Source organism: Nitrospirota bacterium (genome assembly GCA_037386965.1).
In the GTDB taxonomy this organism is placed as follows: Bacteria; Nitrospirota; Thermodesulfovibrionia; order Thermodesulfovibrionales; family JdFR-86; genus JARRLN01.
Map to the genome: position 1 here is coordinate 1 of JARRLN010000081.1, position 14,198 is coordinate 14,198.

General features: G+C 62.4%; 16 protein-coding genes and 1 pseudogene. 2 read left to right on the top strand and 15 right to left on the bottom strand.

Annotated elements, in window-relative coordinates; translation table 11 throughout:
* The 4 genes and pseudogenes from P8Y39_10915 to P8Y39_10930 all read right to left on the bottom strand — a co-directional run bounded on the left by P8Y39_10915 (position 1) and on the right by P8Y39_10930 (position 2,455).
* Positions 1-167 (bottom strand): annotated as a pseudogene (locus P8Y39_10915) (ammonium transporter).
* A gap of 69 nt (positions 168-236) precedes the next feature.
* The gene (locus P8Y39_10920) at positions 237-725 is read right to left on the bottom strand and encodes a hypothetical protein (GenBank protein ID MEJ2192836.1); all 489 of its coding nucleotides are present in this window, start codon (positions 723-725) and stop codon (positions 237-239) included.
* Positions 726-1,101: 376 nt separating this feature from the next.
* On the bottom strand, positions 1,102-1,920 hold the full coding sequence (locus P8Y39_10925; protein ID MEJ2192837.1) for a PEP-CTERM sorting domain-containing protein: 819 nt from the start codon (positions 1,918-1,920) through the stop codon (positions 1,102-1,104).
* Positions 1,921-2,218: 298 nt separating this feature from the next.
* Positions 2,219-2,455, bottom strand: a complete 237-nt coding sequence (locus P8Y39_10930) for a hypothetical protein (protein ID MEJ2192838.1) — start codon at positions 2,453-2,455, stop codon at positions 2,219-2,221.
* 319 nt (positions 2,456-2,774) lie between these two features.
* On the opposite strand from P8Y39_10930, the gene P8Y39_10935 reads away from it, so the two are divergent.
* Together P8Y39_10935 and P8Y39_10940 are read left to right on the top strand one after the other, a co-directional pair.
* Positions 2,775-3,188, top strand: a complete 414-nt coding sequence (locus P8Y39_10935; GenBank protein MEJ2192839.1) for a phosphate-starvation-inducible PsiE family protein — start codon at positions 2,775-2,777, stop codon at positions 3,186-3,188.
* Between the two features lie 439 nt (positions 3,189-3,627).
* Positions 3,628-4,500, top strand: a complete 873-nt coding sequence (locus P8Y39_10940) for a class I SAM-dependent methyltransferase (protein ID MEJ2192840.1) — start codon at positions 3,628-3,630, stop codon at positions 4,498-4,500.
* Between the two features lie 215 nt (positions 4,501-4,715).
* On the opposite strand, the gene P8Y39_10945 is transcribed toward P8Y39_10940, so the two are convergent.
* The 11 genes from P8Y39_10945 to P8Y39_10995 all read right to left on the bottom strand — a co-directional run.
* Complete coding sequence (locus P8Y39_10945; GenBank protein ID MEJ2192841.1) at positions 4,716-5,837, bottom strand: MFS transporter; 1,122 nt, start codon at positions 5,835-5,837, stop codon at positions 4,716-4,718.
* 94 nt (positions 5,838-5,931) lie between these two features.
* The gene (locus P8Y39_10950; GenBank protein ID MEJ2192842.1) at positions 5,932-6,558 is read right to left on the bottom strand and encodes a V-type ATP synthase subunit D; all 627 of its coding nucleotides are present in this window, start codon (positions 6,556-6,558) and stop codon (positions 5,932-5,934) included.
* Between the two features lies 1 nt (position 6,559).
* Complete coding sequence (locus tag P8Y39_10955; GenBank protein ID MEJ2192843.1) at positions 6,560-7,876, bottom strand: V-type ATP synthase subunit B; 1,317 nt, start codon at positions 7,874-7,876, stop codon at positions 6,560-6,562.
* The gene (locus tag P8Y39_10960; protein ID MEJ2192844.1) at positions 7,873-9,492 is read right to left on the bottom strand and encodes a V-type ATP synthase subunit A; all 1,620 of its coding nucleotides are present in this window, start codon (positions 9,490-9,492) and stop codon (positions 7,873-7,875) included. The genes P8Y39_10955 and P8Y39_10960 overlap by 4 nt, the downstream gene beginning before the upstream one ends.
* Complete coding sequence (locus P8Y39_10965) at positions 9,489-9,809, bottom strand: V-type ATP synthase subunit F (GenBank protein ID MEJ2192845.1); 321 nt, start codon at positions 9,807-9,809, stop codon at positions 9,489-9,491. Before P8Y39_10965 ends, P8Y39_10960 begins: the two co-directional genes overlap by 4 nt.
* A complete protein-coding gene (locus P8Y39_10970) occupies positions 9,806-10,798 on the bottom strand; it encodes a hypothetical protein (GenBank protein ID MEJ2192846.1) in 993 nt (330 codons plus the stop codon). Before P8Y39_10970 ends, P8Y39_10965 begins: the two co-directional genes overlap by 4 nt.
* Positions 10,725-11,288, bottom strand: coding sequence for a V-type ATP synthase subunit E family protein (locus tag P8Y39_10975; protein ID MEJ2192847.1), 564 nt, complete (start codon positions 11,286-11,288; stop codon positions 10,725-10,727). The genes P8Y39_10970 and P8Y39_10975 overlap by 74 nt, the downstream gene beginning before the upstream one ends.
* Positions 11,288-11,503, bottom strand: coding sequence for an ATPase (locus P8Y39_10980; GenBank protein MEJ2192848.1), 216 nt, complete (start codon positions 11,501-11,503; stop codon positions 11,288-11,290). Before P8Y39_10980 ends, P8Y39_10975 begins: the two co-directional genes overlap by 1 nt.
* On the bottom strand, positions 11,488-13,386 hold the full coding sequence (locus P8Y39_10985; GenBank protein MEJ2192849.1) for a V-type ATPase 116kDa subunit family protein: 1,899 nt from the start codon (positions 13,384-13,386) through the stop codon (positions 11,488-11,490). The genes P8Y39_10980 and P8Y39_10985 overlap by 16 nt, the downstream gene beginning before the upstream one ends.
* An 8-nt stretch (positions 13,387-13,394) precedes the next feature.
* Entirely contained in the window at positions 13,395-13,715 is a 321-nt protein-coding gene (locus tag P8Y39_10990; GenBank protein ID MEJ2192850.1) for a hypothetical protein, read from the bottom strand.
* Positions 13,716-14,003: 288 nt separating this feature from the next.
* Positions 14,004-14,198 (bottom strand): hypothetical protein (locus tag P8Y39_10995; protein MEJ2192851.1); only part of this gene is annotated, 195 nt, incomplete at its 5' end.

Consider the following 14,198-nt stretch of genomic DNA (forward strand, 5'->3'; position numbering starts at 1 on the left):
TTGGTGCCGTGCACGCTCACCGCACCCACCGGGTCGTCTATCCCCCGATTCTCGAGGAAGAAGACGCTCCCCACAACCAGGAGCCCAGCCACCAGCCCTATGACTACGGCCGCCCACGCCTCTACCCACGCACAGGAAGCCGTAATGGCCACTAGGCCAGCGAGGGCGGGGGTTCGAGTTCCCCCACCGGCACTCAGGCCAAAGCGCCAAAAGGGGGCCGTCTCCGGATTCCGGCCTCAGGGGATCCTCTGTTCTCCCCGGTGTCCCTCGGTTCCGCCCTCCTGGCGAGGCCAGATAAGGTTTGCCCCCGCAAGAACCTCGAGAGCGTTATAAACCATATCCCGGATGACGACGCGCTCAGGGGTATAGTCTTCTGCGTCCAGGGCATAGTACAGGGTCTCGAGAATCCCGGCCACCGTGCGGAGGGCCTTGCTTTCCTTCTCCGTGATAACCCTCTGCCGCGGGCCCTCCACCGGACCTTCCTCTGCCGCACCTTCCTCTGCCGCACCTTCCCCCGCAAGCCCCCTATCCAGGTTCTCGATGGCCTTGTTCAGAAAATCCAGGCTCACTTCCAGGGGGGTTATAAGGTCGTCCTTGTTGGCCCGCTCCACGTAAAGGACGTACTTGTGACAGAGCGTAACAAGGCTCCTGGCTCCCATTGCTTCGCCCAGGCCCTTGTAGAGTTTCTCGGTATTCACATTATCCTGCGTCTCCGATTCCGACATTCAGGTCTCCGAGACATAAGGGGAAGGAGCCGCGAGGAGGGCCGGGCACCGGGATGCCGACCAGGCCACCCTTGAGTAAGATACCCTGTATCGAATACATCGCAAGGGCCGCTTCCTTCCCGTTTCGTACGCATGCGCCACCCGGCGGAGAGTCGAACGACCCTCGCCCTGCCATTTTTCGCAGAAGGCTCTTATTTACATTTTGCAATATCAGTGCCACACCCAGAAACCCGATAGTTCGCGTTTTTCCAACTGCTTCTGCCCTGGGTCTGTAAAGTTTTTCATACGTTTCGTCGATAATTTTTACAAGGCCAGGAGCAGGGCTCCCTTAATAAAGCAACCGCTGAGTTTCTTTTCGACATCGCATGTACGAGCACTATTCAGTGTTCTTTTGACGGTACCGGAGCGGGCCGCTTCTTTCCGGAAAGGGGCAGCTTCTCTTGAGCGCCGACAAAGCCAGGAGACCACAGCCAAGGAGCAGCATTGTCGAGGGTTCAGGAATGGGTACTACCCGCACCTCGAGATACCCGACAAAATCCGGACCAAGAAAGGGCACTGAACTCTTGTCGTTCACTTCGTCCATATTGAAAACGTCTGCCGTATTCCAGAAAAAATCGGTCACATAGACTCTCGATCCTCCGCCTTCATACAAGAGACTGTTTGCCGCATTCACAAGCGTATAGCCGTCAAGAGCCGGTGTACTCGAACCGCTGTTTGGTATAAAGGCCGGAGGGCTTCCCGTCCCATCCCAAAAGGGAGCCAGAACTGAAATGTGCGGATTGAGAGTCTCGCCTCCGAAAAACAAGTTAAGCGCATAGCTGACGTCGTAAGGGTAGTCCCTTAATGTCACGGCCTGTGCCCACAGGGTGAAGCTATTCACCCCAGGGGTGAGATTAATATTGATGGAAGGGTCTGGATTCGGGTTTGGGTCGGGTGCCACGGGATTAATGAAATCGTCGCTGGGAAATCCAGCTCCGGGCGCCAGGAATAGATTCCATCTCGGCGCCTGTGTAACGCCGCCGACCAGGACGGGCTCGTACGCCGTATTCCAGATATACCACCCCGAGTTCCCGTTAATGTCGGCCGAGTAACCGGATATGCCAGTAAGGACGATGGAGTGTGCCGTGCCTACCAGGAATAAAGGAGAGATAAACGTTGCAGCCAACATCAGGACTACATACTTGAACTTCTCCATTCCAATAATCCTCCCTTCCTTTCTGTACGTCCGATGGCAACCTGGAATGAGCATCTTTCATGCCACAAACGGAACATATTGATTTTGCATGAAATCAACAAAAAAGGGCGTTGGTTATCGTAAAGTGCGCCGACAATTCCAGCCGTATATTCCGCCTCCCAACGAATGTGGAAATCCTCCGGAGGTGCCGCCCCCAAAAAATAAGACCCCGAAGGGTGCTCCTTCGGGGTCCAGTGGCCTCCCGGGCGAGGGTTCGGGAGGGGTCGGTATGGCTCCGTCAAAAGGGAAACATCGTCGTCTAAGACGTCCGACTGGCGCCATAGGATTTATCGTAGTGTGGGCTGTTGTAGAAGCCGCACTCCATGCACGATGCAAGCTTGTGAGCGAAGGTGCCCTGCACGGCGCCTCCACAAAAGGTGCCCGCGATGCGGGCACAGTGTTTGCCGTGTTTCGGATAGGCGGGGCAGATGCCCAGCTCGTCGACATTCGCCCCGCCCGCTTCGCGCCCGCACTGCTTGAACTCCCAACAGTTCATCACTACCTCCCCTTGGTTGTGGTGTGTACGTACGTCCGCCCTCCATACAAAAAGAGTGCCAAAAACGCACACTCACAAAAGGCACTGATAATTAAAGCATTCTTGCCGTAGGAGGCGGCCATTAGGGCAGGATGGCTGAGACACGAACCGTCACATGTGACGGATTTGGGTATTCCGGGGTCTGACGGGCGAAGGGGGTCTAGGGAAGCCGAAGGAGCTCTTCAAGCAACCTTCCCAGGTGGGGTCCAACACGACCTCTCCGACAACCTTGCCACCCTGTGCTATAGTTTTTCCAGGCGGAGACAGGAACGTGATGGACATGCTTCCCCTTGTGAAGAAAGTTGAAAGAGCTGTTATTCTTCTGCTTATCGTATTGATGCTGGCCGTCGTCGTGCTGGCTGCGATAGAGTTGGCCTGGGTCATCGCAAAGGACATCGTCTCGCCGCCGGTCATCATTCTGGAGATTGCCGAGTTGCTCGAGATATTCGGCCTCTTCCTGCTTGTCCTGATAGGGGTCGAGCTTTTGGAGATGATAAAGGTTTACCTGCAGGAGAACGTCGTCCACGTCGAGGTGGTCTTCATGGTGGCAATGGTCGCCATCGCCCGCAAGGTCGTCATTCTCGATGTAAAGACGCTTTCGGGCCTCACGCTGGTCGGCATCGCCGCCGTCATCCTGGCACTGTCGGCCGGATATTTCCTGGTGAAGCGCACGCAGCAAAAGAGGGAGGGCTGAGGGTTCGCGGGGAAGACTCTCAATCCGCCCCGCCAGAGGCACTTTCTTAAAGCAGGCCGTAGCTTCGGTTGCTCGAATCCCTTGACCTTCTGTCCGGGCCATTTCGTCGATTCCACAGAAGAAAGAGGAAGTGCTGCAACCCTCCGCTTTTCTTATCCGACGGGGCATTCAGTGCCTGTAATCTCGTCCCTCAGAACACGACCCGACCGCCAGTGCCCACATGCGTCATAACGCACACGTCCTTCGTTTCGCGCCGTTTGTGGCACCGCTTTTCTCCTTGCGCAGGACATCAGTGACCTTGACCTCTTCACTCAAAAAATGTATCATCACGTGAGGAATGTCAAATGTAAAATATCTTATCAGAAAGATCTCTCTTACTTTATCTTTTCTGAGTATGCCATTTGTTCTGGCATCTGCCCTTATACTGAAATATGTACGCTTGCTCAAACTCGAGAGATATAGACCGACAAAAAATATCTTCTGTTCTGTGGGGATATTCCCCATCAGTGATCACTTCTATGAGCCCCTCTTCAATCCAGCACACTTGAGGAAGAGCCTCAGGGAGGACAGGCACCTTCCAGGAATTGATTTTAATGTTGATGAGCAACTGAGATTGCTCGGAAGCTTCGATTATAACCGGGAAATAGAAACCATCCCCCTAGAGAACCCCTCGGGCCTGCGGTTTTATATGCACAACGGCAACTTTGAATCGGGTGACGCAGAGTATTATTACAATTTGGTTCGGCTCATCAAACCATCGACAATAATAGAAATAGGCTCGGGGTTTTCCACTCTTGTTGCTTTACTGGCTATCGAAAAGAATATGACCGAAGCCAATCGCGACACGTGTGAATTTATATGCATTGAACCATATCGAGCAGATTGGATAAAAGGGATGAAGCACATCACCGTCAAGGAAAGTAAAGTGGAAGAAATTGGTTTGGAAACATTTACATGCTTGCGAGCCAATGATATATTGTTCATTGATTCGTCCCACATGATTCGGCCTCAAGGCGACGTGCTATTTGAATACCTTGAAATATTGCCCACCTTGAACTCCGGGGTTTATGTTCATAGCCACGATATATTCACACCAAAGGATTATCCAGATGAATGGGTGCTGAGAGACTCGAAATTTTGGAATGAGCAATATATGTTGGAGGCATTTCTGACGAATAATGCGTCATTTAGAATAGTCGGTGCTCTAAATTATTTAAAACACCACCACTTCACAGAACTATCCAGCAAATGCCCGGTCCTCGCGAGAGAACCATATCGCGAGCCTGGGTCCTTCTGGTTCGTGAAACAATAAAGACACGCGGACCCCTCTTTTAACTCGCATCTCATAACAACTACCACAGGCCAACCCCGCCCAATACCAAAAATTTCGTCGTCCATTGGAAGGCCTCACAAGTTCCAAAATCGGAACTGGCAGAGGTGATCCCGCATCGGGTCGGCCGGCGCAACTGAAGGAAAATCACGCGCCGCTAATCCCTTCTGAGGCCAGACCTTGCATTTGCATAACCCTCACCCCTTCTCCCCGTGCGGGATGAAGGGCACGAGGATGCTCCCTATGAGGGATAAGGCCGCCAGGGCGTGAAGGGCCCTGCTGACGCCCACGGCGTCGGCCAGCATGCCGGTCAGAAGCACGCCCACCCCGCCCAGGCCCACGGCAAAGCCTATCATCATCCCCGAGGCCATGGCGACGTGCTTCGGCATGAGTTCCTGGGCCATGACGGACCCCATGAGGAAGAACCCGAAGAGGAAGAGGAACACGAGAGAGGCCGTCCCCGTAGTGTGCAGAAACAGAAGGAAAAGCGGTGCGGCAAGGAAAAGCGTCACGCCCGTCACCTTCTTTCTGCTCCAGAGGTCCGAGAGGGAGCCCCCGATAAACTGCCCGGTGACGCCGGCCAGGAGCATGAAGGTGACGTAGGAGTTGGAGCGGAGGATGGAGTTTCCCATCGCCACGAAATGGGCGGGCACGTAGGTCACGGCGGACAGATACACCCAGGCCCGGAGCACCGCCACCGCAAAAAGCACCGCCGCGGGCGAGATGTCCCCGAGACGAGGGGAAGGGACGCGGCCCCCTTCGGTCCTCACGCTCACCGCAGGGGCCCGGCGCAGGAGATAGCCCCCCATGAGGAGGCCCGGCAGCCCCATGGCCAGCATTCCCCGGAGGCCCCAGATTGTCGTGAACAACCCCACCAGGACCGGCCCCGCGGCAAACCCCAGGTTGCCCCCGACCAGGAAGGTGGCCATGAGCCTTCCCCGCGCCCGCGTGGCAATGGTGCTGACCGAAGAGATGGCGGGGGGATGAAAGACGGCCGGCCCCAGCCCCGCCAGGGCGGCCACGGGAAGCAGCAGGGCGTACGGCTCCCCCAGCCCAAGCAGGGCGATGAAGCTCCCCACCCAGATGAGCCCCACGCCGCTCAACCACCTGTACCTGAAACGGTCTGCGACATAGCCCAGCAGGGGCTGGGTCACCGAGGAGGCCACGGTAAAGAAGGTAACCAGGAGGCCCGCGGCCGCAAACGACAGGCCGGAGGCGGATACGAGCACCGGGACGAAGGGCGGGATGGCGTTCATGAAGACATCGTCGGCCAGGTGGGCCGCGGCGAACATCAGGAGCTTTGTCCTGTCGGAAGCCAAATTCCATGTCCTCCGATGCGGTTGTCTCCGAAGGCCCCCGCCCGGGGCTCCCGTTGAGGATGACGTGCTTCGGGCGGAGGCTTCCAGGGGGGCCTCAGCCCCGTGCCCCCTTGCGCCTGAGCCGGAGCCTCAGCCTGTAGTGGGTCTCCCTCTCCCGCTCCTCCAGGTACTCGGCGATGCCCTTTATCTCGCCGGAGAGGGAAGGCTCCACGCGCTCCTCCAGCATCCGGATGCGGTGGGTGCTCCGGGCTATCTCCTCCCCGTGGCGCTTGAGCTTGCTCTCGTAGGCGGCCACGTCCATGACGGCCCTGACAATCTCCTCAAAAAGATGCGTGGCCTCCTCCAGGCGGGGCGTGGTGCCCAGGTAGTCGTATCCCCGTTCCTCCGGGGCGCGGAGAGGGGACTCGCGGAGCTTCACTTCCTTGTACCCGAGCCCCCAGATGCTGCCCAGGGCGATGTCGGCGGCCAGTTCCTCCCGGAGCGAGAGGAGGGCGATGCTCTCCACCCCGGCCTCCCCCTCCTGACCCAGGGCCAGGGCAAGCTCCCCCAGGGCCTTCCGGTAGGTGCCGGCTATCTCCTTGCGGGTGCGCAGAAGGGGGGCGGTGGTGCGCAGGAACTCCTGCATGAGGGCTTTCCTCCGGGACTTGAGGATATGCACGCTGTCCCGCACGGCCTTTCGCCTTTCCCTGAGGGCGAGGAGGTTGCTCCTGGTGGGATGCACGTTATTGCTCCTCCTCGAAGCGCTCCGCCAGGCGCCGGGCTGCCTCCAGGGTCTCGCCCACGCTCCGCCTGCCCCTCTGCGTGACGAACTCCCGCTCGAAGGCGTCGGCGAAATCCAGCATCCCCCTGTCCCGCTCGCTCATTCCCTCGCGCCCTATGATGGCCTCGAGCCTCCTCATCTCCCTGCCCCGGGCGTACATGGAGTACATCCTCCCGGCCAGGGCCTTGTGGTCCTTGCGGGTGCGGCCCTCCCCTATGCCCTCCTGCATGAGCCGGGAGAGGCTGGGCAGGACGTCCACGGGCGGGAAGACGCCCCTGGCGTGAAGGGCCCGGGAGAGGACGAGCTGGCCCTCGGTGATGTAGCCCGTCAGGTCCGGCACCGGGTGGGTGATGTCGTCCTCGGGCATGGTCACGACGGGCAGCATGGTGACCGAGCCCTCCACCCCCTTGATGCGCCCCGCCCTCTCGTACAGGGAGGCCAGGTCCGAATACATGTAGCCCGGATAGCCGCGCCGCCCCGGAAGCTCCTCCCTGGAGGTGGAGACCTCCCTCAGGGCGTCGCAGTAGTTGGCCATGTCGGCCAGGAGCACCAGGACGTCCATGCCCCGCTCGAAGGCCAGGTACTCCGCAACCGAAAGGGCCAGCCTGGGGGCCAGGAGCCTCTCCAGGACGGGGTCGGAGGCCAGGTTTACGAAGGCCGCGTACTCCGTGGCCGCCTCCTCCAGGACCGCCCTGTAGAAGGCGTACTCCCGGTGGGTGAGCCCCAGGCCGGCGAAGACCACGGCGAAGGAGCCCCTGGTGAGCCGGGCGTGCCGGAGCAGGAAAGCCGCCACCTCCATGGAGGGCAGGCCGGAGCCGGAGAAAACGGGCAGCTTCTGCCCCTTGACCAGGGTGTTCAGGCCGTCCACCACCGAAAGCCCGGTCTCGATGAACTCCCGCGGGGTCTCCCGGGCGGAGGGGTTGATGGGAGCGCCGGTGACGGGGGCGTAGGAGTCGGGAACGAACATGGGCTTTCCGTCCCGGGGAGCAAAAGAGCCGCTGAAGATGCGGCCCAGCACCAGGGGGGACAGGGGGGCGTGCTTCACCGCGTCCGTAAAGACGACCCTCGTCTTTTCAAGGTCAAGCCCCCGCGTGCCCCCGAGCACCTCCACCATGACGGTCCGGCCCGATATTTCGAGGACCTCTCCTTCGGCCGGCTCGCCCTCCGGGGGCAGCACGAGCACGGACTCCCCCATCCGGGCAGTGAAGACGTTCTCCAGAAACAGAAGGGGCCCCGCCACCCGCGAGACGGTGCGGTAGGAGTGCTCGGCGTACCTCACGGGGCCTCCTCCTTCATCACCTCATCGAAAGGCTCCCCTTCCTTGAGCCGCTTGAGCCTGAGGTCATGGAGCCTGACCACGTCCCTGAGGATGGAGACGGTCTTCTCGGGAGGCGAGAAGGCGTCCTCGGAGTAGGCGTTTTGCTGGAGGAAGTCCCGGCGAAGGGCCCCGGCTGTCCGGATGGTGAGCCGGTCGGCGTCCTGAAGGCCCTCGAAGCCCACCAGCTCGGTTATCTCGCGCAGAGAGGCCTCCTCCGCGAGTATGTCCATGCAGCGGGAGCGCAGCGACTCCCATCCGGGAAAGGGCCCTTCCTCAAGCCGCCGGGCCAGCTCCCGCTCGTAGAGGGAGTAGCTCTGGGACCAGTTTATGGCCGGGAAATGCCTCTGCTGGGCCAGGGAGGTATCCAGCATGTGGAGCGCCCCGGCGACCCTCTGGCAGGCCTGGGTGACGGGCTCGGTAAAGTCCCCTCCCGGAGGGGAGAGGGAAAGCATCATGGTAAGCGAGCCGGTCCGGCCCGACAGGGTCTCCACCACCCCCGAGCGCTCGAAGAAGTCCGAGAGGCGGGAGCCCAGGTAGGTGGGATACCCCTCCTCCGCGGGCATCTCCCCCAGGGCCGAGGATATCTCCCTCAGGGCCCCCGCCCACCGGGAGAGGCTGTCGGCCAGGAGCAGGACATGGTAGCCCATATCGCGGTAGTACTCGGCCATGGTGACGGCCGTATAGATGGAGGACTCCCGCGCGGCCACCGGCATGTTGGAGGTATTGACCACCATGATGGTGCGCTCCATGAGGGCCCTGCCCGTCCAGGGGTCCTCAAGCCCCGCGAACTCCTCGATGAGCTGGGCCATCTCGTTGCCCCGCTCCCCGCAGCCCACGTAAAGCACGATGTCCACGTCCGCGAACTTGGCTATGCACTGCTCGAGGATGGTCTTGCCCGTGCCGAAGCCCCCGGGCAGGATGGCCGTGCCCCCGCGGGCCACCGGGAAGAGGAAGTCCAGCACCCGCTGCCCGGTGATGAGGGGCTCCGAAGGGGCCAGCTTCCGCCCGAAGGGGCGGGGCTCGCGCACCGGCCACTCGTGGCAGCCGAATATCTCGGTGCCGTCCCGGAGGCGCCCCAGCGGCTCGGAGAGGGGGAGCTCCCCGCCCTGTATCTCCTCTATGACCCCGCCCCTGGGGCTCAGGACGGCGTGCTCCATGCCCCCTTCCTTCGCGGTAAGCAGGACCTCTCCGGGCCTTACCTCGTCGCCTTTGTTTTTACGGGGCTCGAAGAGCCAGGCCTTCTCGAGGTCCAGGGAGGCCACCGCTCCCACCTTGTGGATGAAAGGCCCCCGCCGCTCGTGCAGATACCTGAGGGGCCGCTCCAGCCCGTCGAACATGGTGCCCAGGAGACCCGGCCCGAGGTTCACGGAAAGGGGCTTTCCGGTCCTGACGACGGGCTCTCCCACGGCAAGGCCGCGGGTCTCCTCGTAGACCTGCACCACCGCACCCTCTTCCTCCAGGCGCACCACCTCCCCGGCCAGCATGCCCTCTCCCACGAAGAGCCGCTCGTAGAGCCTCAGCCCCGGGAGGGCCACCGTGACGGTGGCTCCCGATATTGCCGTTACCCTGCCCTTCACAGCTCAACCCTCACGTGATAGCCCACGGCTCGACGGACAAGCTCCTCCAGATACTCCTCGGCCCCTATGCCCGCCCGCTCCGGCGCGGGCAGCACCGTGATGAGGCCTTCCCAGCGGGCCTGAAGCTCGCGCACGGCTCGCTCCCCTATCTTCCTGAAAAGCCTCTCCTCCAGGGCGACCACGCCGGTGTCGGGCTCCGCGACGGCCTCCTCGAGGGCCTTTCCGGCGTCCTTTTCCTCCACGGCCATCTGGCGCACCCCGGCCAGGGCGAAGCCGGGCTTCGCCCCCGGGGGCGTGATGAAGACGATTTTTTTCACAGCACCAGCCCCTCCCTGAGGGGTCCCTCTCCCCGGCGGAGGAGGACCCGGAGGTTTCCTGCCTCCACGCGCCGCCGGAGGAGATAGTAAAATATCCATCCCTCCTCGGAGGCCACCGCCCTCCGGCGGGCCCTCCGGAGAAGGCCGTCCAGGAGAAGGGCTGCCAGGTCGCCCCCCTCCCGGGCGCCCGCGAGCCGCCGGGCCAGGACGAGGACGCCCCCGGGCGAGCCCTCCCCGGCAAGCCTCCGGATTTCCGGGGGCGGGATGCTCCCCCCCTCAAGCACCGTAAGGGGCTCGCCCACCTGCCATCTCAGGTGTTTGTGCAGGGAAAGGAGGTTCCTCTGGTCCACCAGGTACGAGAAGAACCACCCAGGCCATCCCTTCTCGCGGGCGAACGCCGCGAGCAACCCCTCCGCCAGGGCGCGCTCCACCCCCATGAGGCCCCTCTCGGAAAAGGCCCTCCCGAGCGGGGGCTCAAGGCTCATGCACCGGGAGAGGGTTTCCTCCAGGTGCGAAAGTACCGACGGCAGAGGCTCCTCCGAAAGGAGGATGCCTTTTATCTCGCTGCCCAGGAGGCTCTCGGCGAGGGCGGCGGCCGCCCTCTCGCCTTCCGCCTGCACGGCTCGGTACCGGAGGCATATGAAAATCGTTCTCTGCTCCACGGTGAAGAAAAACCGCCAGAACCGCTCCCTCAAGCCCGCGTCCATGCTCTCCCAGGCCCACCGGTACTCCCGGGCCAGAGCACGCGTGACGGCCTCGGGCCCCGATTCTCCATACCTCGCGGCAATCCTTTCCGGCCTCCCGGCGAGGGCCTCCCAGTCCTCGATGAAGTCCGTGCTCCTGGCCTTCGTCCGGGCGAAGAGATAGCCCACGGGATAGTGCCGGTCGGGCAGGTCCAGAAGGAAATGCGGGCCCTTACAGTCTATGTCCGAGGTCCTCCATGAGGGCCGGGAGAAGGCCGTCCCAGGCCCGCTCGAGCCGTTTTTCAAACGTGTTGTCCACCAGTATCCTGCCCTCCCGGGCCTCCGCGCGGAGACCACCTGTAATTCCTTGGTCGGTTGCGACCTCCGCCCGGGGGAACAGCTCCCGCGCCGTCTCCGCGTCCCGGGGGTTTACGGTGACCCTCTCCCACGCAAACTCCGGGACCTCCCGGGCAAGGGCCCGGAATGTCCGGGCATATCCCTTCCCTCGAAGGCCCTCCAGAAGAGAGACCGCCGCCTCGCGGAGGCGGGCTTCGGCCTCGCTTTCGGCATCAAGGGTCAGGTCCCGCACCCTGCCGCTGGCCTCCCCGAGGGCCCTGCTTTCGCTCTCGGCCTTCCTTTGCGCACGGGATGCATCCAGTTCCTCCCCGAGCCGCTTGAGGCGCTCCCTGGATTCCGCACGGAGGGCCTCCGCCTCCTTCTCGGCCTCTTCCCAGAGGGAGTGCACTTTCTCACCGGCCTCCCGCTCCAGGGACTCTATCAGCTCTTTCTTGCCCACTACTCGGCAAAGAGAATCATCGCGGCCACGACGAACCCGAGGATGACCATCGTCTCCGGTATGGCCAAGAGGACGATGACGGTGCCGGTGAGCTCGGGCTTCTCGGCCACCGCTCCGGCGCCCGCCGCGCCGATTCTCGATTGCGCCCACGCGGTGGCCAGCGCGCTTACCCCCACGGCCAGGGCCGCCGCAAGCGCCATCAGGGCTTCTTCCATGTCTCAGCCTCCCTTTCTTGGGGTTTATGCAATGGCTCGAATTTCTTCCCGCCGTGCTCCAGGAACTTGCCGAAGAACTCCACGTAGTGCAGCCTTATGGAATGGATGGCGGGCGAGAAGACCCCCAGGACGATGTTGACCGCGTGCAGGAGAGCGCCGACCAGGATGCCCACCACGATGTCCCCGCAGATGCCCCCCAGGCGGTTGGCCGCGTAGGCCAGCAGAACCGAAGCCAGCCCTATGGCCATGATGCGCGCATAGGAGATGATGTTGCCGATGCTCTTCAGAAGCTCCAGGGGCGTGAGCAGGCCCCCGGTAATGACCATCAGCGGGACCAGGACCAGGACGGTGAGGAGCAGGGGCTTTTGCAAGAGCTCCGGCAGAAGGCCCAGGGCCGAGGCGGCGAAAAGCGTGGCCGCGGCAATGGCCAAGACGCTGAAGAGCCTGTAGGCCGCCTCCTTCCCCCGGCCCCTCCTGAGCGCCGTGACAAATGCCAGGGAAAGGCCGAAAAGGACGTGGAACACCCCCACCGCCAGGGCGAAGGCCAGCATCGGCAGGACGGCCTCCCGCCGGGACATCCACAGGGGCTCAAGCCCGAAGAGGTTGTGCCCCAGCCCTCCAAGGAACTCCCCGTACAGAGCGCCGAAGACCACCGCGTACAGGGCGGAAACGAGAAGTATCCTGAAGGCGGCCCTCACTTTGGGCCGCGCCCGAAACCTTTTGGCCATCCACAGGGAAACTCCCATCAGGAGGAGCCCGTAGCCCGCGTCCCCGAGCATCATCCCGAAGAAGAGGGGGAAGAAAATACCCAGAAACGGGGTGGGGTCATAAGAGGTGTACCGGGGAAGGGGCAGAAGCCGGGTAAAAAGCTCGAAGGGCTGGAAGTACGGTGGGTTCCTGAGGAGCACGGGCACCCGGTCCACGTCCTCCTCCCTGATTTCCTCCTCCCTGAGGACCACCGCCCCTCCGAACCTCCGCTCCAGGTCCACCCGCAGCGGCTCGGCGTCCTCCGACGGCATCCAGCCGTAAAGGAGAAAACACATGTCCGTCCTGAAAACGGACGTGGCCGCCCCAAGCAGGGCGAGCCGCCCGAGGAGCCAGTCCCTGGCCTCCCGGTAGACTGGCCGCCACCGCCGGGAGAATATCAGAAGCTCTCCGTTTACCGTTTCCCACTCCGACCGTATCTGGGAAAGCCTCTCGGTGACGTAGGCCACTTTCTCCGGCAGTTTCATCCGGGCGAAACGCGACGGAAAGGAAAGCTCCGGAAGCCGCTCCTCATGAAGGGCGGCCCTGACGGCCCCGGCCTCCTCCCTGGGAAGGACGGCCAGGAGGACCTCCGTCCCATCCGGCGCCCTCTCCGAGATAAGCTCGAACCTGTCTTTTGTCATGCGCGAGAAGAGCTCCCGCACCCGCGGAAGGTCCTCGGGCCGCCTGAGGCTCAGGGCGACGAACTCCAGATGGCCCGACTCCCGGACGCCTTCGAGGAGCCGGCCCACGGTCCGCAGAAAGGGAGAATGCCGCCTCAGGTCCTCGGCCTCCTTCTCCAGGGCCTTCTTCCTCTCCAGGAGCATCCGGCAGTCGGCCAGGTGGCCGTCCACCGTGCCTGCCAGGTCCCTGACGGCCCGCGAGGGCTCCAGGGGACCCCCTTCCTCCCCGGCCCGGGGAAGGCACCCCAGGAGCTCGTGGAATTTCCTCCGCAGAGCATCAAGCACGGCCTTCTCCGCGGCCGCCCGCCCCTCCGCGGGGGGTCTCCGGAGCCGCTCCATGTCTTTTTCCGAAAGCCCGGTGCTCTCCGCCTCGGTCTGAAAGTCCCCCGCCTCCTCCAGAAACTCCAGGGCCTCTTCCATCAGCCCCCGGGGGCCCGCAATCTGTACCTTCGACATCCGTACAATCATGGCCCGGCCGGGGAAATCCTGGTTATGTGCCGCCTGACGACCTCCCGGAAAACGCCGTCATCAAGCTCCCTGAGGGCCCGGGCCCGCTCCTCTGCCTCCCGTACGAGCCGCCCGGCCCCACGCTCGGCCTCTTTGCGGGCCTCCTCGCAGGCCTCTTCGTACTCCCGCCTGAGCTTCTCTCCCGCGGCCTTCTCCTTCGTCTCGACCTCCTTTCTTACCTTCTCAAGCCACGCCCGCTTCTTCCGCTCCTCTTCCCCGAGCCGCTCGGTTATCCGGCGCTCCGCCTCCAGTATGGCATCGAGAATTTCCCGTTCCACAATGAGATTGTATCAAAGAATTCCCGGTATGCCTTCGCCCCGTCCGCCTGTCCGAAGGCCCTTTTCGCTCCGGCGGGAAGATTTTCCCGGAGCACCTGGTAATTCCCATGGCTAACGCTGCGGGGCCGGACATATAATGATGAAAACACCCGGCGGAACGGTGAAAGACCGGACGAACCTGAGATGGAGGGCGAGGCCACCGGCGGACCGGGCTGCCTGCACGCCGTCTGCCGCTACGTCGGAGACGACATCTCCTTCAGAAGGTCGGAAGCCTGAAGCCCTTCGCCCTCAGGACGCCCTCACGAACACCGTCATGTCGTCGTTGCGGTAAAGCACCGGGAAACGCCCCTCCAGGTGCCTCTCCAGGCAGTCGGCAACGCTCAGCACGTACCGGATGCGCCTCGTCTCTGACAGCCTGCCGGCCAGGGCCCGGTAAAAGTCGTTCCCCTCTCCCACGGGCCGCACGGGACGGTAGAGGTAGAC